This window comes from Plantactinospora endophytica (genome assembly GCF_016862915.1).
Taxonomy (GTDB): domain Bacteria; phylum Actinomycetota; class Actinomycetes; order Mycobacteriales; family Micromonosporaceae; genus Plantactinospora; species Plantactinospora endophytica.
This window is the reverse complement of the sequence record NZ_BONW01000028.1, coordinates 454258-476260: the sequence shown is the minus strand read 5'-3', so window position 1 is coordinate 476260 and position 22003 is coordinate 454258. Positions and strand designations below refer to the sequence as shown.

Annotated in this window: 21 protein-coding genes; 8 read left to right on the top strand and 13 right to left on the bottom strand. The window is 69.3% G+C overall.

Translation table 11 applies throughout. The annotated features are described in order from the left end of the window. Positions 1-95 precede the first annotated feature (95 nt). The 4 genes from Pen02_RS27980 to Pen02_RS27965 all read right to left on the bottom strand — a co-directional run bounded on the left by Pen02_RS27980 (position 96) and on the right by Pen02_RS27965 (position 5202). Positions 96-782 carry a hypothetical protein gene (locus Pen02_RS27980; RefSeq protein ID WP_203869090.1) on the bottom strand — a complete coding sequence of 229 codons (687 nt, stop codon included), beginning with the start codon at positions 780-782 and terminating at the stop codon, positions 96-98. Positions 783-1003: 221 nt separating this feature from the next. Then, on the bottom strand, positions 1004-1153 hold the full coding sequence (locus Pen02_RS27975; protein WP_203869089.1) for a hypothetical protein: 150 nt from the start codon (positions 1151-1153) through the stop codon (positions 1004-1006). A 169-nt stretch (positions 1154-1322) separates the two neighbouring features. Further along, positions 1323-2687 (bottom strand): poly(ethylene terephthalate) hydrolase family protein, encoded by a 1365-nt coding sequence (locus Pen02_RS27970; RefSeq protein WP_239141381.1) that lies wholly within the window; start codon positions 2685-2687, stop codon positions 1323-1325. A 139-nt stretch (positions 2688-2826) separates the two neighbouring features. After that, on the bottom strand, positions 2827-5202 hold the full coding sequence (locus Pen02_RS27965) for a non-reducing end alpha-L-arabinofuranosidase family hydrolase (RefSeq protein WP_239141411.1): 2376 nt from the start codon (positions 5200-5202) through the stop codon (positions 2827-2829). Between the two features lie 268 nt (positions 5203-5470). Here Pen02_RS27965 and Pen02_RS27960 point away from each other — a divergent pair, with 268 nt between their 5' ends. Beyond that, complete coding sequence (locus Pen02_RS27960) at positions 5471-5611, top strand: hypothetical protein (protein ID WP_203869086.1); 141 nt, start codon at positions 5471-5473, stop codon at positions 5609-5611. A gap of 107 nt (positions 5612-5718) precedes the next feature. On the opposite strand, the gene Pen02_RS27955 is transcribed toward Pen02_RS27960, so the two are convergent. Together Pen02_RS27955 and Pen02_RS27950 are read right to left on the bottom strand one after the other, a co-directional pair. Continuing rightward, the gene (locus Pen02_RS27955; RefSeq protein WP_239141379.1) at positions 5719-7605 is read right to left on the bottom strand and encodes an ABC transporter permease; all 1887 of its coding nucleotides are present in this window, start codon (positions 7603-7605) and stop codon (positions 5719-5721) included. 131 nt (positions 7606-7736) lie between these two features. Further along, the gene (locus Pen02_RS27950) at positions 7737-9167 is read right to left on the bottom strand and encodes an extracellular solute-binding protein (protein WP_203869084.1); all 1431 of its coding nucleotides are present in this window, start codon (positions 9165-9167) and stop codon (positions 7737-7739) included. Between the two features lie 706 nt (positions 9168-9873). Here Pen02_RS27950 and Pen02_RS27945 point away from each other — a divergent pair. Together Pen02_RS27945 and Pen02_RS27940 are read left to right on the top strand one after the other, a co-directional pair. After that, positions 9874-10365: a SigE family RNA polymerase sigma factor gene (locus tag Pen02_RS27945; protein ID WP_203869083.1), complete on the top strand. Its 492-nt coding sequence runs from the start codon at positions 9874-9876 to the stop codon at positions 10363-10365. Next, a complete protein-coding gene (locus Pen02_RS27940) occupies positions 10362-11414 on the top strand; it encodes a hypothetical protein (protein ID WP_203869082.1) in 1053 nt (350 codons plus the stop codon). The genes Pen02_RS27945 and Pen02_RS27940 overlap by 4 nt, the downstream gene beginning before the upstream one ends. Positions 11415-11417: 3 nt before the next feature. Here the strand turns inward: Pen02_RS27940 and sigJ are convergent, their stop codons facing one another. Next, positions 11418-12362, bottom strand: coding sequence for an RNA polymerase sigma factor SigJ (gene sigJ / locus Pen02_RS27935; protein ID WP_239141377.1), 945 nt, complete (start codon positions 12360-12362; stop codon positions 11418-11420). Positions 12363-12512: 150 nt separating this feature from the next. Here sigJ and Pen02_RS27930 point away from each other — a divergent pair, with 150 nt between their 5' ends. Then, positions 12513-12893: a DoxX family protein gene (locus tag Pen02_RS27930; protein WP_203869081.1), complete on the top strand. Its 381-nt coding sequence runs from the start codon at positions 12513-12515 to the stop codon at positions 12891-12893. Positions 12894-12941: 48 nt separating this feature from the next. Next, positions 12942-13382, top strand: a complete 441-nt coding sequence (locus Pen02_RS27925) for a nuclear transport factor 2 family protein (RefSeq protein WP_203869080.1) — start codon at positions 12942-12944, stop codon at positions 13380-13382. Between the two features lie 310 nt (positions 13383-13692). Here the strand turns inward: Pen02_RS27925 and Pen02_RS27920 are convergent, their stop codons facing one another. The 3 genes from Pen02_RS27920 to Pen02_RS27910 form a co-directional block, all read right to left on the bottom strand. Further along, complete coding sequence (locus Pen02_RS27920; protein WP_203869079.1) at positions 13693-15738, bottom strand: molybdopterin-containing oxidoreductase family protein; 2046 nt, start codon at positions 15736-15738, stop codon at positions 13693-13695. 75 nt (positions 15739-15813) lie between these two features. Continuing rightward, positions 15814-16200, bottom strand: a complete 387-nt coding sequence (locus Pen02_RS27915) for an ArsR/SmtB family transcription factor (RefSeq protein ID WP_203869078.1) — start codon at positions 16198-16200, stop codon at positions 15814-15816. Further along, complete coding sequence (locus Pen02_RS27910) at positions 16197-16982, bottom strand: AfsR/SARP family transcriptional regulator (RefSeq protein ID WP_203869077.1); 786 nt, start codon at positions 16980-16982, stop codon at positions 16197-16199. The genes Pen02_RS27915 and Pen02_RS27910 overlap by 4 nt, the downstream gene beginning before the upstream one ends. Before the next feature lie 278 nt (positions 16983-17260). Between Pen02_RS27910 and Pen02_RS27905 the strand changes: the two genes are divergently transcribed. Genes Pen02_RS27905 through Pen02_RS42645 form a run of 3 tightly spaced genes read left to right on the top strand, consistent with a single transcriptional unit; the run spans position 17261 to position 19793 of the window. After that, a complete protein-coding gene (locus Pen02_RS27905) occupies positions 17261-17428 on the top strand; it encodes a hypothetical protein (RefSeq protein WP_203869076.1) in 168 nt (55 codons plus the stop codon). Next, complete coding sequence (locus Pen02_RS27900; RefSeq protein ID WP_203869075.1) at positions 17425-19665, top strand: peptidase domain-containing ABC transporter; 2241 nt, start codon at positions 17425-17427, stop codon at positions 19663-19665. The genes Pen02_RS27905 and Pen02_RS27900 overlap by 4 nt, the downstream gene beginning before the upstream one ends. A 5-nt stretch (positions 19666-19670) precedes the next feature. Beyond that, on the top strand, positions 19671-19793 hold the full coding sequence (locus tag Pen02_RS42645; RefSeq protein WP_275413614.1) for a hypothetical protein: 123 nt from the start codon (positions 19671-19673) through the stop codon (positions 19791-19793). Positions 19794-20002: 209 nt separating this feature from the next. Here the strand turns inward: Pen02_RS42645 and Pen02_RS27895 are convergent, their stop codons facing one another. The 3 genes from Pen02_RS27895 to Pen02_RS27885 are packed head-to-tail and all read right to left on the bottom strand — an operon-like array spanning position 20003 to position 21902. Next, positions 20003-20443, bottom strand: coding sequence for an arsenate reductase ArsC (locus tag Pen02_RS27895; RefSeq protein WP_203869074.1), 441 nt, complete (start codon positions 20441-20443; stop codon positions 20003-20005). An 18-nt stretch (positions 20444-20461) separates the two neighbouring features. Then, positions 20462-21220 carry an aquaporin gene (locus tag Pen02_RS27890; RefSeq protein WP_203869073.1) on the bottom strand — a complete coding sequence of 253 codons (759 nt, stop codon included), beginning with the start codon at positions 21218-21220 and terminating at the stop codon, positions 20462-20464. Further along, positions 21213-21902 carry a metalloregulator ArsR/SmtB family transcription factor gene (locus Pen02_RS27885; RefSeq protein ID WP_203869072.1) on the bottom strand — a complete coding sequence of 230 codons (690 nt, stop codon included), beginning with the start codon at positions 21900-21902 and terminating at the stop codon, positions 21213-21215. Before Pen02_RS27885 ends, Pen02_RS27890 begins: the two co-directional genes overlap by 8 nt. Positions 21903-22003 lie beyond the last annotated feature (101 nt).

Below are 22003 nucleotides of genomic sequence, written 5' to 3'. Positions count from 1 at the left end.
AGGGTCCACGTCGGCGCGGTTGCGGGGCGACGCCGGCTCAGGAACTCCGGCGGCTGCGCGGTCGCGCGACGGTGCGCCCGGCGGCTGTGCGGAGGTCACTTGCCCTCGGCTGCGCCGTCGGCGGTCAACGCGCCCTGTCCCGGCACGGCGGGGAGGAAGACGTGCGCGTGACCGTTTCCCGCGTCGACGTTGAGCACGTCGAGCTGGGTGGCGGCGGTGGACCAGGCGGCGACCGCGACGTCCCGCTGGCGCCCGGCCAGTTCGAGCACCTGTGCACGGTTGGCCGGCGGCACGGCGAGCGCGGCGGCGTACGTGTCGACGGCGAGGTCGAGCGCCCGTACGGCGGCGGCCAGACCCGAGCGGGCGATGTTGACCCCGGTACCGGCCGAGGGCGGGTCGGCGAAGCCTTCCACGGCCTTGGCCGTGGTCGCCTGCCAACCGGTCACGTCGGCCGGGGCCGCGAGCGGTCCGGCCGCCGCATTGACCGGCACCGCCGCCGCCAGCCCGTCGAGAACGGGTACGAGACTTTCCTGCACCTGCCTGGCCTGGGTGGTGAGGTCGACGATCTGGGCGGCGTCCCGGCGGGCCTCCTCGGCGCGCAACTGCGCCACCTGGTCGTTCGTGGACGAGTCGTCGGAGGCTACGACGGCGCCGATCGGACCGGCGAGCAGGGCTCCGAGGGCGAACGCCAGGGCCAGGGTCGACAGTCGGCGCCGGCCGGGCCCCGTGGCGGCCTGGGCGGCTCCGCGTGACTGTGGGCGCAGCTTCGTACGGTTGCTCATCGCTCTCCTCCACGCTGCTGGGCGGCCGCCACCACAACCGTCCCAGGCTGCTGTCCATCGTTCCACGGCACGACAGACGTGAGCCGTCCGCCTGGAAGCGGAACGCCCACATCCGTGTCCCGACACAGTTTCACGGCAGGACGGCACCGGGGAAGCTCTCGGCCGGCGACCGACCCGACCGGCGGGCGGTACCCCACCGCTGCCGGCCGGGTGCGGATCGGCTACCCGGGGATCGGCCCCGCGTACCTGGCCAGCATCTCCTGCACGGTCCGCCAGGCGGCCAGCACCTGCTGCTGTTCCAGTGCCAGTTCGGTGCCGACTCGCCGCCGGGGACCGGGTTCTGCTTGCCGCCGATCCCACCAGCGGGTCAACTGATCAAGCTGCTGGCCAGGGAAGGCCCGTACGTACCCAACGGGCGGGCTCGACGTAATGCCGAGCCCGCCCGTTTTCAGTTGGGCTTGATTCCAATGCGTCGGATCTCGCCCTGCGGCTTGTCGACCCGCACGCCCTCGAACAGGAGGTTCATCGAGCCGTCCACGGTCATCGTGCGAGTGGCATGACGTTGAACCGCTGGTTGGTCTGTCCGTGGCAGTCGTACAACTGGACCTGCGCCCCGTTGGCCGTGCTCCAGACATCCAGGCACCGGCCGGACTGGACACCACTGATCGTGCCGTTGGAATTGACGTTCCACTGCTGGTTCGTCTGACTGTGGCAGGCATAGATCTGCACCGCCGCACCGTTACCCGAACCCGCCGCGTCCAGACACATGTCCCCATACACCCGTAGCTGCCTACCCGAGGTATACGTCCAGGACTGCTGCGACTGCCTGTTGCAGTCATAGAGCTGCACCCGCGTGCCATTCGTACGCGACGCGTTCGGCACGTCGACACACCGACCCGACTGCACCCCCACGATCTCACTGGCAGAGCCGGGCGCACCAGTCGGCGAAACCGTGGGATTCACCGGCGGAGTCGTCGGATTCACCGGCGGCGTGGTGGGCGTCGTGGGCAGCAATGGGCACGTGCTGCGGTAGGTGACCACGCCGCTGGAGTCCAGCAGCGGGCAGAGGAACTGGCTGTACCGGGTGTCGTTGTCGATGAACATCTTGACGAACGGCAGCATGGTTCGGATCATCACCGGGTTCGACCGTCCGACCATGAACCCATGATCCGCGCCGGCCACCTCCAGGTAGACGCTCTCCGTCGTGGTTGGAAGGCTGTTGTACAGGCCGATGGCGTAGGACGGAGTGACCACCGTGTCCGCCTGCCCGGAGAAGACCATCGTGGGCACCCGGTCGTTGGCCAGGTTCGACGACGGCGAGTACGGCGCGATGCCGACCGCTGCCTTCAACGACGAGCGCCGGACGGCCGCGCTCAGTGCGCCACCGCCGCCCATGGAGTGACCGGCGACCGCCAACCGGTTCGGGTCGACCCGGTCCCGTACCGGGCTCTGCTGCGTCAGATAGTCCAGCGCGGCGAGCAACTGGGTGCCTCGGGCCGTGTCGAAGTCGTTTCGGCTGTTGGTCTCGATGCCGATCACGACGAAACCGTGCGATGCCAGCCATGGCCCCATCCAGGCCAGTTCGGCGGAGAACAGCGCGGTGTAACCCGGCGAGATCGCGATGGCCCCGAAGGTGCCCTGGCTGCTGTCGGTCGGGTAGTAGATCCTGCCGCCGTTGAAGCCGTACCCGGTCGGGACGCTGACCGACGCGTTGGCGAAGGGGCCGGTCTCGGTCGCGACGCTGGTCCGGCTGGGGTCCGGCCCCCGCTGGTACGGATTGTCGGCGGCCGAAGCAGGCCCGGTCGCCGCCGTCACGGTGAACAACCCGACGGCGGCGGCGATCCCGGCTGCGGCGATCCCGGCCGTGACGAGCGTGAGCAGCCGTCCCCGAACGCCGGGGGGCACTCGGTCAGCATGGCTATCCTCCGGTGGCGGGGGGTGGGGTGTGTGTCGTCGCACTGGCGGTACCTCCTGGTGGTGGGGTGGGTGAGGGGGCGAGGCAGGTTTGGTACCCCGCCTCGCCCGCTCCGGCGACGTACGGTCGTCAGCGTTGCAGGGTGAGCAGACCCGGCCGGTAGGGCAGGAGACCGTAGTCACCGCCGGAGCTCGGAGACCGTCCCTGGTAGAGCAGTTGCAGGTTGCAGGGGTCGACCGTCATGGTCTGGTCGGCGTTGCTGCGGATCAGTTCGCCGTGACTGATGTCATTGGTCCAGGTGGCGCCGCTGTTGGCCCGGCCCGCGAAGGGACTGCTCTCGCTCGTGGCCTGCGGAGTCCACGATCCACCGAGGCTGGTGGCGGTGAACGAGCGGAAGTAACGGCCCTGGGAGCCGATCGCCTCGACGAGCATGAGGTACCGACTCTCGCCCTGGAGCTTGTAGACCTGGACTCCTTCGAACAGGTTGTTGGTCGAGTCCGTCATGATCGTCGTGTAGCTCGACCCGAAACTGCCGGGGAAGTTGCCGATGGGCATGCTGGCCCGATAGATCCGACCGTTGTCCCCGGCGAAGAACAGGTACATGTTCTGGTCGTCACCGATGAGCGCCTGGTCGATCGGTCCGGTGCTGGAGTTGGAGATGCTGCCGGAGAAGAGTGTCTGATGCGCCGACCAACTGTTCACGTTGGTCGGGTCGGTCGACGTCCGGTACGAGAAAGCCGGCCCACCCCACTGATAGGCCAACACCCAGACGTTGCGCGGCGCGAAGTAGAACAACGACGGCGCGACGGCAGCGAACGGCATCTGGTTCTGGCTGGCCGAACCCATCTGGTTCCAGTCCGAGAAGAGGCCGAAGTTCATCGACCCCCACGTCGTGCCCGTGTCGTGCGTCGTCCCGTAGACCAACTGCTGGCCGTTGTACGGCGCGTGGGTGAAGTCCTTCAGCGACACCCACCCCGACCGAGGCTGCGCCAGCGCGCCCGTGGACGACCACCGGTACGACGACGGCAGGGAGCAGCTGCCACCGGTCGGCGTTGGCGTCGGCGTCGTACTGGTCGTCGGCGTGGGCGTGGGTTGGGAGGAACCGCCGAGGGGGACGAGCCGGAATTGCTGGTTGGTCTGTCCGTGGCAGTCGTACAACTGGACCTGCGCCCCGTTGGCCGTGCTCCAGACGTCCAGGCACCGGCCGGACTGCACACCACTGATCGTCCCGTTGGAATTGACGTTCCACTGCTGGTTCGTCTGACTGTGGCAGGCATAGATCTGCACCGCCGCACCGTTACCCGAACCCGCCGCGTCCAGACACATGTCCCCATACACCCGTAGCTGCCTACCCGAGGTATACGTCCAGGACTGCTGCGACTGCCTGTTGCAGTCATAGAGCTGCACCCGCGTGCCATTCGTACGCGACGCGTTCGGCACGTCGACACACCGACCCGACTGCACCCCCACGATCTCACTGGCAGAGCCGGGCGCACCAGTCGGCGAAACGGTGGGCGAAGCCGTGGGGGTGGGCCCCGGCGTGGTGGGAGTGGGCGCGGGGCCGGCGCTGTTCAGTGCCTCCAGAGTGGAGGTGTACGCGGCCTTCTTGTTGCCGTTGCAGTCGAAGAGCAGCGGGGTGCCGCTGGAGCGCCACGAGTCGCAGTCGCGTACGCCCCAGACCGTGATGCCGGTGCAGCGGGCGACGGCGAGGCAGTCGTTGACCACGCTGCGGTAGGTGTTCGCCTGCGTGGTGCCGGAGCCCTCGATGTCCAGCTCGGTGATCTGCACGTCGACCCCGAGCGCGGCAAAACTCGACAGCGTGGTGCGGTAGTTGCTCACATATGGTGAGTTGGCATTGAAATGCGACTGGAACCCGACGCAGTCGATCGGCACGCCGCGCTGCTTGAAGTCCTGCACCATCCGGTACACCGCCTGAGTCTTGGCCCAGGTCCAGTTGTCGGTGTTGTAGTCGTTGTAACACAGCTTCGCGTCCGGGTCCGCCGCGTCCGCCGCCCGGAACGCCGCCTCGATCCAGTCGTTACCCGTGCGCTGGAGGTTGGAGTTGCGGCGCGCGCCGCTGTTGCCGTCGTCGAACGCCTCGTTGACGACGTCCCACGCCACGACCTTGCCCCGGTAGTAGCTGGCCACCCGGGTGACGTGGTTCAGCATCGCCGAGCGCAGCGCGCTGCCCTCCATGCCCTGCATCCAGCCGGGCTGCTGGGAGTGCCAGGCCAGGGTGTGCCCGCGCACCTGCCAGCCCCGGCTGAGGGCGTGGTTGACGATCCGGTCGGCGTTGGTGAAGGTGAAGTTGTTCTGCTGCGGCTCGGTCGCGTCGATCTTCATCTCGTTCTCGGCGGTGACGCTGTTGAACTCGCGGTTCAGGATCGTCGTGTACGCACTGTCACCGAGCCTTCCGCCCGCGACGGCGGCACCGAAGTATCGACCGGACTGGACTGCGGCGGCGCCGAGGGTCGTCTCGGCGGCCTGCGCGAGGTTGGGTAGCAGCGACACGACGAGGGCCGCGACGATCGCGGAGGCTCCGGAGACGGTTAGCGTTCGAAGACGATGCCGTGCGGGACGGCTCCAGGAGATCACGCTGATCCTCCAAGGTTGGTGGGAATGACTTCTGGGTGGCGGCAGCGGTGTTAGCGCTCACATTCATCGATGCCTATCAGGCTTACAGAAAGCTGCAAGATTTTCAAGCGAAAGTTTCGGCCGATCGGCGATAGTTTCGGGGTGGCAGCCCCACCTACCTGCCGGGTAGCGTCAGTGAGTGGATCTCCGACAGGTGCGGATCTCGCTACGGAACGCGGAACGCGCCGGTGCCGAAGCCGCCATCGTGCGGGCGGCGGAGATGCTGGCCGGACGGCCCGATGACGTCGCCGAGCGCAGGATGCTCGCGGCGGCGGCGTGACGCGGCTGCTCGCCTTCGCCACACCGCAACGAGGAACGCGGCATCACCGCCTGGCTGCCGTCCGGCGACAGCAACCGGACGGTCACCAGGATGCAGGTCGTTCGCGATCAGCCCTTCACCGCGCCGGCAGTGAGCCCCTCGGTCAGGAAGCGCTGCCCGAAGGCGTACATGACCACCACGGGGATGCTGACGAGCAGCGACGCTGCGGCGAGCTGCCCCTGCGGCACGACGTCCCCGCTGATCATCGACTGCATCCCCACCGGAAGCGTCTTGTACTCGTCCTTGGTGATGAACACGAAGGCGAAGAGGAACTCGTTCCAGGCATTGGTCAGGGTGAACAGCGCCACCGCCAGCAGTCCCGGCTTGGCGAGAGGCAGCACCACCCGGCCGAACGCCTGGAGCCGGGTGCAGCCGTCGACCAGCGCGGCCTCCTCCAGCTCGACCGGGATCGACGAGAAGTATCCCGCCAGCAGCCAGGTGGCGAACGGAAGCGTGAAGGTCGGGTACGTCACCACCAGGGACCACAGCGAGTCGGTGAGCCGCGCCCCGATGAGTAGCTGGTACAGCGGGATGAACAGCAGCGCACCCGGCATCACGTAGGTGATCAGCACCGTGACGGTGAAACCCTGCGCTCCGCGGAACCGCAGCCGGGCCAGCGCGTAACCGGCCAGGACGGCGCAGAGCAGCGCTACCACGGTGGACGCCGCAGACACCAGTACCGTGTTGAGGTACCAGCGGCCGAATGGCTGGTTGGTGAAGAGGGCACCGAACTGGTCCAGGGTCCACGGCGTCGGCCACAGGTCGTTCTCGCGCATGACGACCTGGCCCTCGGACTTGAAGGCCGTGACGGCGATCCAGTACATCGGGCCGAGCACGAAGGCGAGCAGGCTGGCCAGCGCGACACCGGAGCCCAGGCCCGACACGAGCGACGACGCACGGCGACCGCCCCGGAGCTGGAGCGTCGAGGTCACCCGGCCGACCGCGGCCGCGATCAGCAGGATCACCCCGAGGACCACCGCCGCCTTCCAGAAGATCTGCGGCGAAGCCCAGAGCAACAGGCCGGCGACCGCCGCGCTGACGACCCACGGCAGCGCCTTCCGCACCGTCCCGGCCCACCGCGCCGTCCGCAGACGCCGGGGTGGCTTCCTGGCACCGGTGTCCTGGCGCAGCAGTCGGACCAGTACGAACACCAGCCCGCCGATGATCGGCAGCATGACGAGCGTGACCGCCGCCCCCGCCCCGTACTGCAGTTGCAGGATCGCCTTCGAATAGGCGACCAGCACGTACGGTGCCGTGACGTCGCCCGGACCGCCCTGCGTCAGCAACCAGATGAGGTCGAAGTTGTTGAACGTCCAGATCGACGACAGGGTCACCGTTACCGTGATCACGTGACGCAGTCCGGGCAGCGTCACGTGGACGAACCGCTGCCACGCCGAGGCGCCGTCGATGGTCGCCGCCTCGTACTCCTCCGCCGGGATCGCCTTCAAGCCGGCGAGGAAGCAGACAGTGAAGAACGGCACGCCCTTCCACACGTTGACCAGGATCACGGATGGCATGGCCAGCGAGTCGTCGGACAGCCAGCCCGCGGGCCAGCTGTCGACCAACTGCGCGGAGGCCAGCAGCGGCCCGATCCCGGAGGCGGTGAGCAGTGTGTTGACACTGCCGAAGATCGGGTCGAGCAGGGAGCGCCAACTGAACGCCGTCACCACCGTCGGCACCACCCACGGCACCAGCAGCAGCCCCGTCAGCAGGGCCCGGCCACGACGCCGATGGTGCAGCAGCAGAGCTGCGGCCAGCCCCAGCACCACCTTGAACACCTCGGCGTACGCGGTGAAGACGAACGAGTTCGCGACTCCTGTGTGGAACTGCTCGTCACCGACGAGAGCGAGATAGTTGCCCAGGCCGACGAAGACGCTGTCCGGGCCGTGCCGTTCCGTGGTGCTGGTGATGATCGACCGGGCGATCGGCACGAGTACGAGCACTCCGACCAGCACGGCCGTGGGCGCCAGGAACAGCAGTGCCAGCCGCCAGTCACGCCCCAGCCGCCGCTGGGTCGTAGTGAGGGAGCCGGGCCCCGACCGCGAGGATGTCCTCGTCGTCGGGGCCGGCGCTCGACGAACCGACCTCACTGCGGCAGCCCCTGCTGGGTGAAGATTCGCACCATCTTGGCGTGCGCGGCCGTCACGGCCTGCGCGGGCGCCGTCCCCTGGATGACCTGCTGCATCATGTCGGTGAGGACGTAGGCCGCGATGACGGCCTGCTGGCCGGCGCTGGCCTTCTGCGGAAAGGCCAGACCGTTCTTTGTGGACAGCGGCAGCGGCTGCTGGGACATGTTGCGCAGCATGGAGAACGCCGGGTCACCGCCGGTGAAGAACGGGTCAGCATCCCAGACCTTCTCCCAGGCGGGCATCGCCAGGCCGGGCGCCTCCTTGGCCACCCCGACCAGCGCCGGCGCGCTGACCAGGTACTGCGCCAGGAGCTTGGCAAGCGGGGCGTTCTTGGCGCCCTTGAAGACGACGAAGGCCTGGGACTGGCCGAACAGCAGCGACTTGTCGGTCGCCGGCCCGATGCAGTCGGAGAACACGTGCGTGTTGCCGTAGACCGGGTTCTTCTTGGTCTTGGAGTCCGCGTAGACGCTGAAGCTGTTGCGGGTGTAGCCGGTGACTCCGGCAAGCCAGTTCTCGTTGTTGCTGGTGTCGGTCCAGCTGGCCACCCCGGGCGGCAGCATCGGCTTGTACTTGGGGTTGGTGTAGAGGTCGCCCAGGAAGGTGACCGCCTGCACCGTCTCGGGCGAGTCGAACGTGACCTTCCGGCCGTCGTTGGAGGCGATCGCACCGCCGTACGAGTTGATCAATGCCTCGATCATGCCGTTGCCGTCACCGGACCGATTGACGGTCATGCCCCAGCCAAACCGGCGCTTGGTCGGATCCGAGATCGCCAGGCACAGGTCCCGCAGCTCCTCCCAGGAGTAGACGTCCTTGGGTGCGATGCCCTTCTCCTGCATCCAGTCCTTGCGCAGGAACGATCCGATCCCGATGAAGTGGTACGGGATCGCGAACCACTTGCCGTCGAAGACGCAGAAGTGCTTGGCCTCCGCGCAGGGCTCGCCGTACTTGGCCGTCAGCGCCTCGACGACGTCCGTCACCTCCTCCAGGTCACCCAGCGCCTGGAACTGCGCGACGAACCGCGAGTCGGTCATGAACGCCAGGTCACGCGCCACGCCACCCTTGACCTCGGCGTCGATTTTGGCTACCACGTCACCGGCGTCGGCCTGGACCAGGCTGTTCTCGATCTTGGTCCCCGTGGTGTCGGCGAATTTCCTGACCGAGCTGTCGAGCATCTCGTTCGCCGCTGTCGAATACAGCTTCTGCGACAGCATCCCCATCGAAGAGCCCTTCAACGACGCGGCGGCGTCGAGCAACTCCTTCGGAACCTCCGCCTGCGCCCTCGGGGGCGACTCCGAGCCGCCCCCGCACGCGGCCAGACCGGCCGCGCCGAGCACCCCCACCCCCATCCCCAGAAAGCCGCGCCGGGACCACAACGGGTTGTCCTCCATGGCCACTCGTCTCCCTTCTCTTCCCCCACCGCCGCACGCCGAAGGAGCCCCGCCCCCTGTTGACACCGGCGGACCGCACACGAAGACAGATCACCCGAGCGGGTGGGTCGCAGCCCGTCGCTGCCGCGCATTCATCGGGAAGTCGCCCGGTGCACGGCAGGCCCTCCCCCGACCCGCTCCGAGACACGCGCGCCGCCGGCCACGGCACGTCTGCCTGCCCGGCGGTGCGCTCACCTTACCCAGCCCGGAAAGTGACGCCTAGGGAAGCGAAGCAACATCTGGGTATCGATGTTATTCATTGTGGTCGAGCATCCTGCGGCCGAGATGCGACACGATGCCTTGGGTCACCACAATTCACCGACGTCACTACTCATCGCGACGACTGGATCGCACGAACGTGACTTCCGTCGTTCTTCCGCCGCTGTCGGCCGGGTTCTCGCGCCCTCCGTACCGCGCCGGTGAGGGTCGGCTGCCGGCGGCGACGCGGCCACCAGCCTTGGAGCCACCAGGATGGCTCTGTAGAAGGTCTGGCCGGCGCAGCCGCTTTTGGGTCCGGACGCAGTTCGGTGATGAACAGGTACGTGGCGATGACCGGGGTGACGTGGCGGTGCCAGCCGGTCCGGGACCGCCCTCCGAAGTGGTCGAGGCAGCGGATCCGGTCGTGCCCGCGTCAAGGAGACAGAGACCGTTTCGCACAGGAGGCCGGATGCATTTCGAGGAGTTCGCGACGGCGCGGTCACCCGCCCTGCTGCGGTACGCCACTCTGCTCAGCCACGATCCGGAACTGGCCCGGGACCTCGTCCAGGAGGTACTGACCCGGGCCCTGGTCAAGTGGAGACGCATCGAGCGGGTGGACGAGCCGTACGCGTACGTGCGCCGCATGCTCACCAACGAGTACCTGTCCTGGCGTCGCCGGCGGCGGGTGGCGACCGTGCCGCTCACCGGCGCCCACGAACGGGCCGTCGAGCAACGGGCCAACCCCGGGGACGACCTGTGGAACCTGCTGGCCGAGCTACCTCGCCAGCAGCGAGTGGTGCTGGTGCTCCGCTACTACGAGGGGCTGACCGACAACGAGATCGCCGACGTGATGCGCTGCCGGGCGTCGACGGTCCGCGCGTACGCCAGCCGCGCCCTGGCCACTTTGCGCGTGGAGATCACCACCGAAACGATCCGGAACTACCAGGAGGCACAGCTGTGAACACCGTTGATGATCTGCGCCGGACGCTGGAGGACCAGGCCGGCCGGGCGCCGGACGAGCGCGGACTGATCGAGGAGGCCCGTGCCGGAGCGGCCCGGATCCGCAGGCGGCGCCGGATGACCGCAGCGGCCGGTACCGCCGCCGCAGTCCTGGGGTCGGCCCTGGTCGTGCCGTTCGCCGTAAGTTACGAGTCCGCGCCACCGATCGCACCGGCGGCACCGTCGGCATCAGCCACCCCGGCCGGCCCGCGCCGGGGATCGGACCTGACCGTGGGTCTCGCCCCGGGCAACGGACTGACGGTCTCGGCGTACCTCCTCGGCACCAGCAGCCAGTACCTGACGGCCGTCCGGGACGACGGAATGAAGTACAACCTGGACGTCGCCAACCCCGGGACTTTCGGCCGCGACCCGATCAAGGGATCGGTGCGGGTCCGCGTGGGTGACCGGGACGGGTGGTACCTGGCCCGGCCGGCGCCACGCTGGATGTACTCGAAGCCCACCACGGAGCACCTCCTGACCTGGGAGACGCGGGACGGATTCGGGGTGACCTTCAGCAGCGTGTCCGGCAAGGCGGACCTGCTCGCCACCGCGCAGGCGATCCGGTTCGTCCGGCCCGCCCCGCCGAATGGTCCACTGCAACTGGGCTGGGTGCCGGACGGGCTGGTCCTGACGTCCGTCGAGGTCTTCAACGACAGGAAGACCGAGAGCATCCTGCTGTCTCCGCCCGTGAAGAAATCTCCGGAGAACAACGGCATCTCGGTGCGCGCGGAGTCCGCGTCGCCCGGCTGGCTCACTCGCTGGACCGAGGGGACGCCCCCGACGCACACCATCGCTGGTTACCAGGCGTGGTACCGGAAGCTTCCGCTCAGCCGTGACGGGGCTCCACACGCCATCCTGGTAGTCACGGCCGGCGACTGCGGAATCAATATCCAGGTCACCGGCCCGACCAGCTTCGCGGATCTTGAGCGGCTGGTCGGGGAGGCCACGATCGGCAGTTGCACCAGTCAGGACGGCTGGGGCCCGGTCGTGCCCCAAGCCGACGGCGAGTAGCGCTCAGCCCGTCGTCCAGGGACGGAGCTTCTCGGGGTTGCGTACCGCCCACAGGTGTTTGATCCGATCTCCCGCGAGATCGAACGACATCACCATCACGATGGTGCCCCCTTGTTCGGCGACCAGGCCGGGCTGGCCGTTGACCGTGCGCTCCAACAGGGTCACGCCCGTCGCGCGCGCCGCGAGGCCGACCAGGAAGCGCGCCACGCGCTCGCCGCCCTCGACGGGGTGCGGTTCGGCGCTGGCGAGGCCGCCACCGTCGCCGGTCGCGGTGACGTCCGGGTCGAGCAGGGCCACGAGCGCCTCGATGTCCTTGGCCTCCCACGCCCGCTTGAAGTCTCGCACGATCTCGGCCCGCCGCACGGAAGAGGCCGCAGGCACGTGCGCCGCGCGCGTGCGGCGGCGGGCCGAGGTGGCGAGCTGTCGACAGGCGGCCGGGGTACGGCCGACGATCTCGCCCACCTCCGGAAACGAGTAGCGGAAGACGTCGTGGAGGATGAACACCACGCGCTCGGCGGGCGTCATCGAGTCGAGCACGACGAGGAACGCCATGTTCACCGACTCGTCGAGGGTGACCCGGTCGACCGGGTCGACCGGGGCGGCGCCGGAACCGGCGCCGAGCCACTCCGAACGGTCGGGCAGCGGCTCGGGCAGCCACTCGCCGACGTAGCGCTCCCGCCGTACCCGCGCCGAGCGGAGATGGTCGAGGCAGACTCGGCTGGCCACCGTCGTGAGCCAGGCGGCGGGCGCCTCGATCGCCTCGCGCTGGTCCGGGGACAGGGCATACCAGCGGGCGTACGTCTCCTGCACGACGTCCTCGGCGTCGGCCAGCGAGCCGAGCAGGCGGTACGCAAGGTTGATCAGCTGGCGCCGCTCGCTCATGACCGCGCCCAGGTCGGGCTGGCCGCTCGGGTTCGGTGGGCCGCTCGGGTTCGGTGGGCCGTTCATCGTCGCCGACTCCCTTCTGCCTCCCATGGTCCGACGGAACAACGAGCGCAACTGTGAGGCCACGCGGTCCGCCCCGGCCTCACACTTCAGCACCCTGCGCCGTCATACCTCACAGACGAGCACGATCGAGCGAACGGAAAGCCCACGAACATGGACATCGCCTTGTGGATCATCGCGGCAGTGCTGGCCACTGTCTTCCTGGGTAGTGGGATGACGAAGCTGGCCCAGTCCAGGCAGAAGCTTGCCGCCGCCGGCCTGACATGGGTCGACGACTACAGCGAGGGCGCGATCAAGGCGATCGGCGTACTCGAGATCCTCGCCGCGGTGGGCCTGATCCTGCCCGCAGCGCTCGACGTGGCTCCGGTCCTGGTACCGCTGGCGGCCGTGGGGCTCGTGGTGCTGATGGGCGGCGCGATCGTCACGCACGTACGCCGTCGCGAGACGCAAGGCATCGTCGTAGGTGGGGTCCTGTTCGTCCTCGCCCTCGTCGTGGTGTGGGGCCGGTTCGGCCCCGAGTCCTTCACTGGCTGAGCCGGACGAGGACCAGCGGCAGAGCACGTACCCGAAAGGAGACAGCCGATGACCGACCTTCAGGCGATCGCCGACCGCTTCGAGATCGACTCGCTGCGCGGCGAGTTCACCGACGCGGGCATGATGCGCGACTTCGACCGGTGGGCAGACCTGTTCGCGGAGGACGGAGTGTGGCGGATCCCGGACGCGGGCGTCGAGCTCGTCGGGCGCGCGGCGCTCCGGGCCGGGATCGAGCGGTTGCAGGGCAACTGGGAGTTCTTCGTGCAGAACACGCATCCCGGGATCGTCCAGGTCGACGGCGACACCGCAATCGGCCGCGCGTACGTCAACGAGATCGGCCGTTTCCGCGACGGTAGCTCGCACCTCAACTTCGCGATCTACCACGACCGCTTCCGGCGTACGCCGGACGGCTGGAAGTTCACCGAGCGCAGCTACGAGCTCAGGTACGTCGACACGAGCCCACTGCACGGCAAGGCACCCGAGCGCTGAGTGGTGTGCGTCGATTGTCAACAGGGGCTCCCTCCTGCATGAGGAGCGTCAACAGGGGCCTCTCCTCGCACCCGATACCTAGGGCGTTGTCCTGTCGATCATTGGCGACAGGACAACGCCCTAGGTAACGCGCTCACCGCCGCGTTGACCAGACCGGGCATCAACGCGCCCTGGCTCGATACGGCGGGAACCGGTCGGCGTTCCCTGAGGGGAACTCGCGATGGGGGGACGGAGGCTGGTGATCCTCGCGGTGTCCCGGACGGACGCGAGTGGTCGTGCTCGCTACGACCGCCCCTCGCCGTACGTCCACTCACACCTGCATCGACAGCTCGCACCGTCTTACGTCGACATAGGTGTCGTGAAACGCGGACCCGCCGCCGTCGGTGAGGGTGTCCGGGGTGAGCAGGTTCGCCGCTGCACCCCGGTCGCCCGCACGGGTGCCGCTCCAGGTGCCGAACATGATCGCCACCACTCCCGGCCGGACCCGCGTGCTGACGCGGGCGTGCAGGGTGATGGTGGCGTGCTGGTTGTGGACCTCGATCGGGTCGCCGTCGTTGATCGCGCGGGCGGCCGCGTCGTCGGGGTGCAGGTCGAGCCAGGGGCCGCCGTCGCGGGCGCACTGTGTGGTGTCGGCGTAGGTGGAGTTCATCGACCGTAGGCCTTTGACGCTGAGTAGTTGCAGCGGCCAGCGGGGGTCTGCCGGGGGTGGAAGCGCGGTCGCGGCGGCGCGGGCGGCGGTGTGCAGGCGGGCCCGGTTGTCGGGGGTGGGAAACCCGGCCGCGTACGGGGTGTGTGGGGTGCGGAGGTTGAGGCGTTGCCAGCCGTTTTCGCGCAGGTGGTCGAGGGTGATGCCGTGCAGGTACGGGTGGGCGGAGTTCAGGGCGGTGGCGAGCAGGTCGTCGTCGGTGTCGGTGAAGCAGGGTTCGGTGAAGCCCATGCGGGTGGCGAGGTCGCGGAACAGGTCGGTGACGCTGATCGCGTCGCCGGGCGGGGCGATGGCGGGCAGGTTGAGCATGAGGTCGGTGTGGCCCCAGGACTTCATCAGGTCGAGGTGTTCGAGTTGGGTGGTGGCGGGCAGGACGATGTCGGCGTAGCGGGCGGTGTCGGTGAGGACGTGCTCGTGCACGACGGTGAACAGGTCGTCGCGGGCCAAACCCTGGCGGACGAGGGGCTGGCGGGGCACGATGACCGCCGGGTTGCTGCCGTGCACGATCAGGGCCCGTGCGGGCGGGTCGCTGTGCGGGTCGGTGAGGGCCTGACCGAGCTGCACCATGTTGATGCGTCGGCGCGGTCCGGGTGCCAGGTGTGCCATCCGCAGACCGTCGAGGTTGAGGGACCGGTTGAACAGTGGCGAGGTGTGGTAGGCGATCCCGCCGCCGTGGTGGCGCCACATACCGGTCAGCGCGGGTAGGGCGGCGATGGCGGCGTAGAGGGCGGCGCCGTTGGTGTGGTGTTCCATGCCGACCATGAGGCGGATCAGCGCCGGCCGGGCCGCGGCATAGTCGGCGGCGAGGGTGCGGATGTCGGACTCGGCGATGCCGGTGATGTCGGCGGTGCGGTCGGGGGTGAAGTCCGCCGCAGCGGTGGCGAGTTCGTCGAACCCGGTGGTGTGCGCGGCGATGAACTCGTGGTCGACGAGGTCGTCGGTGATGAGGAGGTGGGCGATGCCGAGGGCGAGGGCGGCGTCGGTGCCGGGCCGGGGCATCAGATGTCGGTCGGCGGCGTGGGCGGTGCGGGTGGCGACCGGGTCGATGACCACGATGCGCGCCCCGCGGGAGCGGGCGGAGAGCATCGCCGCCCACAGGTGCTGGTTGGTCACCAGTGGGTTCGCCCCCCAGACGATGATCAGGTTGGCGTGGACGGCGTCTTCGGGCAGCACGCCGACGGTGAAGCCGTTGACCGCCGACAGTCCGGCTCCGCCGGTCGGGCCGCAGATGGTGTGGCCGACTTCGGCGGCGCCGAGGCGGGCGAAGAACCGTTCGCTCATCGACTTGGACTGGAGCAGGCCCTGGGTGCCTTCGTAGCTGAACGGGATGATCGCCGCGGGTCCGTCGGCGGCGGCGATGCCGGTCAGCCGGGTGGCGATCTCGTCGAGGGCTTCGTCCAGGCCGATCGGGGCGAACTCTCCGGATCCTTTGGGGCCGGTTCGGCGCAGTGGACGGGTGATGCGGTGTGGGCTGTAGACGCGGTCGTGGAGGTAGCCGTTGACCTTGGTGCACAGCCGGCCGGCGGTGAGTGGATGATCGGGGTTGCCGTTGAGGGCCACGGCGGTGCCGGTGTCGTCGACGGTGACGATCCAGCTGCACCGGTCGGGGCAGTCGTGCGGGCAGGCTCCACGTACCCTTCTGGTCGCCAAGACAGGTCCCCCGTTCTGTTGTCCTGCTGGCTGGGCGGCGGTCGCATCGCCGTCTGGTGGTGGCGTGTGTCGTGATCAGGTCCAGGTGTCGGGGTCGACGGCGCCGCAGTCGGCCAGGTCGGTGCTGGCGGCGGCGAGGGCGTCGGCGAGGTCGAGCAGCAGGCGGAGTCGGGGATCGACGATGCGGTAGAGCACGCGTCGCCCCTGCCGTTCGGCTACGACCAGGCGGCAGGTGCGCAGGCAGGCCAGGTGGTTGGAGATCCGGCTCTGCGGCAGCCCGGTCGCGGCGACGATCTGTCCGACGTGGTGCGGACCGGTGAGCAGCAGCGTCAGTATGGCCATGCGGGTGGGGTCGGCCAGCATCTGGAACCAGCGGGTGCGGGCGCTCTGGCCCGGCGGCCCGCAGTCGGCCGGTCCGCAGACCGGCATGGCCTCGACCTGCGGAACGACGGGTGCCGTCATGATCCGGACTCCGTCACGGTGGCGTCGGTGGGGCCGATCGGCGTGCGGGGCCGTAGCCGTCGTTGCAGTGCCGGGGTGGGCTGCAAACCGAGTTCGGCGTGCAGGACGGCGGCGAACGCCTGGTACTGGCGTAGCGCCTCGCTGACGTTGCCCTCGTCCAGGTAGGCGTCGATGAGGACCCGGCGGGCGGACTCGCGCAGCGGATCGGCCCGTACGGCTTCCAGTCCCGCGTCGACCGCGTCGCCGTGCCGGCCGGCGAAGCTGAGCTGGGTGCACAGTGCTTCGAGTGCGTGCAGGCGTAGCTGGTGGAAGCGTTCGCGTTCGTGGACCAGCCACGGCTCCGGCCAGCCCGGCAGCAGGTCTTCGCGCAGTTGTGCGGCGACGTCGAGGATGGGTTGTGCGGTGGTGGTGGCGGGTGGGGTCAGCAGGCGGCGGGCGGTGGTGACGGCGATCAGGTAGTCGACCCGTACCTGGGGTGCGAGTCTCAGGTCGGTGGCGGAGGTCCGCAGCAGCGCGGGGCAGTGTCGTTGCAGCCGCCAGAGCAGGGCGCGCAGGTTCGACGCGGCGTTCGCGTCGGTCGCCGTCGGGTACAGCGCCTGGGCCGCCTGCCAACGTGCCAGGACTCCCCCGTTGACGGCGACGAGCGCCAGCAGCCGCTGCCCGGCCGCGCCCAGCGCGGTGGCGGACACTCCGGTCACGTCGAAGCGGCCCAGCAGCCGCAGTGTCAGTGTGCTGCCCTCGCCCGACGGTAGGAAGTGATCGTGCGGTGCCGTGACCGTCATCCGCGACCTCCGCTGTGCGTTTGTCACCCCTGTCGATACAACAGGATAGCCTGATATTTTTTCACATCTATTTCCGGTCTTTCCCGGACAAAGCCTGCGGTTCGTTATGGCGACGTCACGCCCACGTCACGGTTCGGTCGTGACCGATAGGTGACAGTGCTGCCACCGACTGATCGCCGGTGCGGCGGAAGGCAGGCATGAGCGGGTTGGCGACGCCACAGAACCACAAAGGACGTTTCTGTCTCCGGCCAGGTTGGTTCGGCGACGGTGATGGCGGTATGCCGATGTTCGGTGACCACGGTCAGCGCGTGCTCGACGACCCGCAGGCGGACCTGTTTCCACGCACCGTACGACCCCGGTTCCTCGGCCTGCTGTGGACCATGCTGGTCGTGCTCGCCGCCGTGGCCACCGTCCTGCTCACCGCGATCACCGGACGGCTGCCGTGACCCGGGTCCGGGTACCGCTGGTGCTGCAGGGCAGCGACACCGAGTGCGCCCCCGCCTGCCTGGCCATGATCGCCACCGGCCACGGTCACCACCTGTCCCTGCGGGAGGCCGCACAGCTGTGCCCCGCCGGACGTGACGGCGCGACCGCCGCCGCCCTCGCCCGCGCCGCCCGTAGCGTGGGCCTGACCGTCAAGGCCTACCGCGCCGCGCCGGGTCTGCTCGCCAAGCTGCCGCTACCTGTGGTGGCGCACTGGGGCAGCGACCACTTCGTCGTCGTCGACCGCGTGCACCGGGGCCGAGTACACCTGGCCGACCCCGCCCGCGGCCGTCGCCGGATCAGCATGGACGAGTTCGATGCCGGCAGCGGCCAGGTCCTGCTCGCCGCACGTCCCGGCCCCGACTTCATCAGCCGGCCGCCGTCGACCGCACCGTTCTGGCGACGCTACCTACAAGCGCTGTTCCGGCTGCCCGGCAGCCGACTCGCCGCCGTACAACTCGTCGCGGTCAGCGCGGTGCTGCAACTGCTGGGCCTGGCGTTGCCACTGCTGGCGGGAATCGTCGTCGACCGGCTCGCCCCGACGCCGACCACGTCGGTACTCACCCTGCTCGGCATCGGCGTGGCCGTCGTCTTCGCCGCCCATCTCGTCAGCAGCTACCTGCGGTCCGCGTTGATCATCTATTTGCAGGGGCGCCTCGACACCCATGCGATGGTCAGCTTCAGCGCCCATCTGCTGGCCCTGCCGCTGGCCTACTTCCAGCGTCGCAGCGCCGCCGACATCATGTTGCGGGCCTCCAGCATCGGCATCCTGCGCGACGTCCTCACCGCCCAGACGCTGACGGCCGCGCTCGACCTCGCCGTGATCGGGATCTACCTGGCCGTCATGGCCACCATCGACCTGCCGGTCACCATCGTGGTCACGGTCGTCATCGCCGCCCAGGTCGCGCTGCTGGCCATCACCCTGCCGCTGGCCCGGGACCGGATGTCCACCGAACTGTCCGCCCAGGCCCAGGCGTACGGCCGGATGACCGAAACGGTCGAGGGCATGACCACCATCAAGGCCGCAGCGGCTGAGGACCGCGCCCAGGCCCGCTGGTCGGTGCTGTTCCTGACCTGGATCCGGGCGGTCATCTCCCGCAACCACCTCACCGCGGTCCTCGACACCGCCTCCACCGCACTGCGGACCCTGACACCGCTGCTGGTCCTCTGGCTCGGCGCCACCCGCCTCGCCTCGGGACAGCTCTCCGCCGGTACCGCGATCGCCCTCACCTGGCTGGCCGCCGCGGTCGTCGTCCCGCTCGCGGTCCTGGCCGCGAACGGGCAACGCCTGCAACACGCGGGCGCGCAACTGCAACGGCTCGCCGACGTCTTCGACACACCACCGGAACCGGCCAACAACACCTCCACCGCCACCATCCCCAATGCCGCCGGCCGTATCGAACTGCACGACGTCGCCTTCCGCTACGACACCAACAGCCCACCGGTCCTGCACGACATCAACCTGGCCATCACGCCCGGCACCCGCACCGCGATCGTCGGCCCGTCCGGCACCGGAAAATCCACACTGGCGCTGCTGTTCCTCGGTCTGCACCAGCCGACTGCCGGCCGCGTCACCGTCGACGGCACCGACCTGACCGCACTCGACCTGCGCGCGCTGCGCCGGCAGGTCGGCACGGTCCTGCAGGAGCCGGCCCTGTTCGCCGGCACCATCAGCGAGAACATCGCCTTCCACGACGCCGCCGTCGGTCAGGCCGAGATCGAGCACGCCGCCTCGCTGGCCTGCCTGCACGACGAGATCATCGCGATGCCGCTGGGCTATCGCACCCGCCTCACCGAACGCGGCGGCGGTCTGTCCGGCGGGCAACGCCAGCGAATGGCCATCGCCCGCGCGCTGGTACACCGGCCCCGGCTGCTGCTGCTCGACGAGGCCACCAGTCACCTCGACGCCGTCACCGAGGCCGCCATCCACCGCAACCTCGCCGTCCTGGACTGTACCCAGATCATCATCGCGCACCGGCTCAGTACGGTCCGCGACGCCGATCTCATTGTCGTCCTGCACCAGGGCCAGGTCAGCGAGCACGGCACCCACAGCGAACTACTCGACCGCGCCGGCCGCTACGCCGATCTGGTCGCCGCGCAACTGGGAGAGCCACCATCCGCCGTCACCGCCGCCCCGTCGTCCCCAGACGCCGGCGGCGCGACGGCGGAGATCCGCCCACGAGCAGCGGGAAGGAGGTGACAACCATGGAGAAGACCAACGTCGAGATTGACGTGGAGGTCCTCGAGGTCAGCGACGACGAGCTCGAGACCGTCGCCGGCGGCCTCATCGAGCCGCCGTGCGCGTGCGTCGGCGCCTGCGACGTCTGAGGCAGCCCCCCGGTAGGCGGCCCCACCCGGGCCGCCTACCGGATCACCCACCGAGTCATCCCCGCAACTGGGCACCATCCCTCCTCAGCCCGCCCTGCCGTCACCCGTGCCGGCAGGCACACCCGGAAGGCACCCCGAGGTCCTGTCCGCCGGCGACGCAGGCCCGCCCCGCGCCGTGGGCGTTCGCCGGTACTGGAAGAGATGGTCGACTATCCGGCGGCCTGCGTCGGCGTCCCCTCGCCTGACCGAGGCTGGAACGGCAGCTCCGCCAGGAGCTGCTCGACACGCCTCCGGATCTCGTCGCGGATCCTGCGCACCGACTCGATGTCCCGGCCCGCAGGATCGTCGAGCTGCCAGTCGAGGTACCGCTTGCCGGGAAAGACGGGGCAGACATCGCCGCAGCCCATGGTGACGAGGACGTCGGAGGATTCCGCGGTCGCGTAATCGAGTAGTCGTGGGGTGTTGGTGGTGATGTCGATCCCGACCTCCCGCATCGCGGCGACGGCGACCGGGTTGACCTGCTCGGCCGGCTCACTGCCTGCGGAACGGACCTCGACGGCCTCGCCTGCGAGGTGGCGCAGCCAGCCGGCGGCCATCTGGGAACGGCCGGCGTTGTGTACGCAGACGAACAACACGCTGGGTCTGGTCATGTTCCTCTCCATCCGGTGTCAGGACACGCTGGTCCGCCTGTCGGTGCCGGTCGTCGGCGTCCTGACCGTGATCAGCGCGGCGGGATGCGGGGCGGGGTACAGGGCGTGGATCAGGGCGACGCCGACGAGGAGGCCGCCGAGTTGGGCGAGGACGAACCCGGGCACGGACGCGGGGGTGATTCCCGCGAAGGTGTCGGTGAACGCGCGGCCGATCGTGACCGCAGGGTTGGCGAAGGAGGTCGAGGAGGTGAACCAGTAGGCGGCGCCGATGTAGGCGCCGACGGCGGCGGGCGCGATGCCGGGTCGACCGGAGCGGACCAGGGCGAAGATGAGCAGGACCAGGCCGGCGGTCGCGACGGTCTCCCCCAGCCAGAGGTGCCCGGCCGCCCGGTCGGTGCGGGACATCTCCACGGCGGGCAGCGCGAACATCAGGTTGGCCAGGATCGACCCGGTGATCGCCCCGGCGGTCTGCGCGACGACGTAGCCGGCCAGAGCACGGGCGGTCAGGCCGGTGCGGGTTCGTCGGCCGAGGAACCAGTCCGCGATGGAGACGACGGGGTTGAGGTGGGCGCCGGAGACGGGCCCGAAGATCAGGATCAGGGCTCCGAGCGCGAAGGTGGTCGCGACCGAGTTCTCCAGCAGTTGCAGACCGACGTCGTCGGGCGAGAGGGTGGCGGCCATCACGCCGGAGCCGACCACGGCGGCGACCAGCAGCATCGTGCCGGTGTACTCGGCGAGGACGGGCCGCCAGGCCAGGTCGGACCGGCGGTCAGGCATCGCGGGTTTCCTGCCGTAGCGCGGGAGCGAGCCGGTCGATGCGGTCGGCCAGGTCGGTGTACGCGGCCTCGAAGGCGGAGTCGCTGTCGGCGGTGGACGGGTCAGGTACGGACCAGTGCAGTCGGGGGCCGGGCGTGTCGGCGAGTTCCTCGTGCGCTCTGTCGCAGACCGCCACGACAAGATCCCCTTTGGTGATGACGTCGTCGATGTGCGCTGTTGCGGTCGGCGGGATGGTCAGGCCGTGACGGCGGGCCACTCTGATCGCCCGGGGATGGACCCGGGGCGCCGGTATGGTGCCGGCGGACGCGGCGGGAATGCGGGCGCGCCGGGCCCACAGGGCGGCGGCGAGCTGTGATCGGGCCGAGTTGTGCGTACAGACGAACAGGATCCGGCCCGCGTCCGGCAACTGCGGCGAGACCAGGGTCGCAAGCACATCGGCTTCCAGGCGCAGGTAGGTGCGGCGGCCGTCTCCCTCAGACCGGGTTCGGGTAACGAGTCCCGCACCCTGCAGCGTCTTGAGGTGGTGGGCGAGGAGGTTGCTGGGCAGGTCCAGGGCACGCGCGAGTTCACCGGGTGAGGCGTCCCCGACGGTGAGGGCGTCGACGATCGCCAACCGCGCCGGGTCGCCGAGCGCGGCGTGGATGCGGGCCCGCCGACGCAACGCGGATTGTTCAAGTTTCATTGAGTCAATGATGATTGAAGCATCGCATGCCCGTCAAGTGCACTCGCCCTCGCCAGCCCAGCGCCCATCAGGGACCGCACCGAGCCGGACCGCCACCCAAC

Excerpts from the sequence above, each read along its gene's own strand:
- Pen02_RS27945 (WP_203869083.1), top strand. The coding sequence starts at position 9,874 with ATGCATTTCGAGGAGTTCGCGACGGCGCGGTCACCCGCCCTGCTGCGG.
- Pen02_RS27885 (WP_203869072.1), bottom strand. The coding sequence starts at position 21,902 with ATGAAACTTGAACAATCCGCGTTGCGTCGGCGGGCCCGCATCCACGCC.
- Pen02_RS27930 (WP_203869081.1), top strand. The coding sequence starts at position 12,513 with ATGGACATCGCCTTGTGGATCATCGCGGCAGTGCTGGCCACTGTCTTC.
- Pen02_RS27950 (WP_203869084.1), bottom strand. The coding sequence starts at position 9,167 with ATGGAGGACAACCCGTTGTGGTCCCGGCGCGGCTTTCTGGGGATGGGG.
- Pen02_RS42645 (WP_275413614.1), top strand. The coding sequence starts at position 19,671 with ATGGAGAAGACCAACGTCGAGATTGACGTGGAGGTCCTCGAGGTCAGC.
- Pen02_RS27905 (WP_203869076.1), top strand. The coding sequence starts at position 17,261 with ATGCCGATGTTCGGTGACCACGGTCAGCGCGTGCTCGACGACCCGCAG.
- Pen02_RS27925 (WP_203869080.1), top strand. The coding sequence starts at position 12,942 with ATGACCGACCTTCAGGCGATCGCCGACCGCTTCGAGATCGACTCGCTG.
- Pen02_RS27980 (WP_203869090.1), bottom strand. The coding sequence starts at position 782 with ATGAGCAACCGTACGAAGCTGCGCCCACAGTCACGCGGAGCCGCCCAG.
- Pen02_RS27915 (WP_203869078.1), bottom strand. The coding sequence starts at position 16,200 with ATGACGGCACCCGTCGTTCCGCAGGTCGAGGCCATGCCGGTCTGCGGA.
- sigJ (WP_239141377.1), bottom strand. The coding sequence starts at position 12,362 with ATGAACGGCCCACCGAACCCGAGCGGCCCACCGAACCCGAGCGGCCAG.
- Pen02_RS27910 (WP_203869077.1), bottom strand. The coding sequence starts at position 16,982 with ATGACGGTCACGGCACCGCACGATCACTTCCTACCGTCGGGCGAGGGC.
- Pen02_RS27895 (WP_203869074.1), bottom strand. The coding sequence starts at position 20,443 with ATGACCAGACCCAGCGTGTTGTTCGTCTGCGTACACAACGCCGGCCGT.
- Pen02_RS27890 (WP_203869073.1), bottom strand. The coding sequence starts at position 21,220 with ATGCCTGACCGCCGGTCCGACCTGGCCTGGCGGCCCGTCCTCGCCGAG.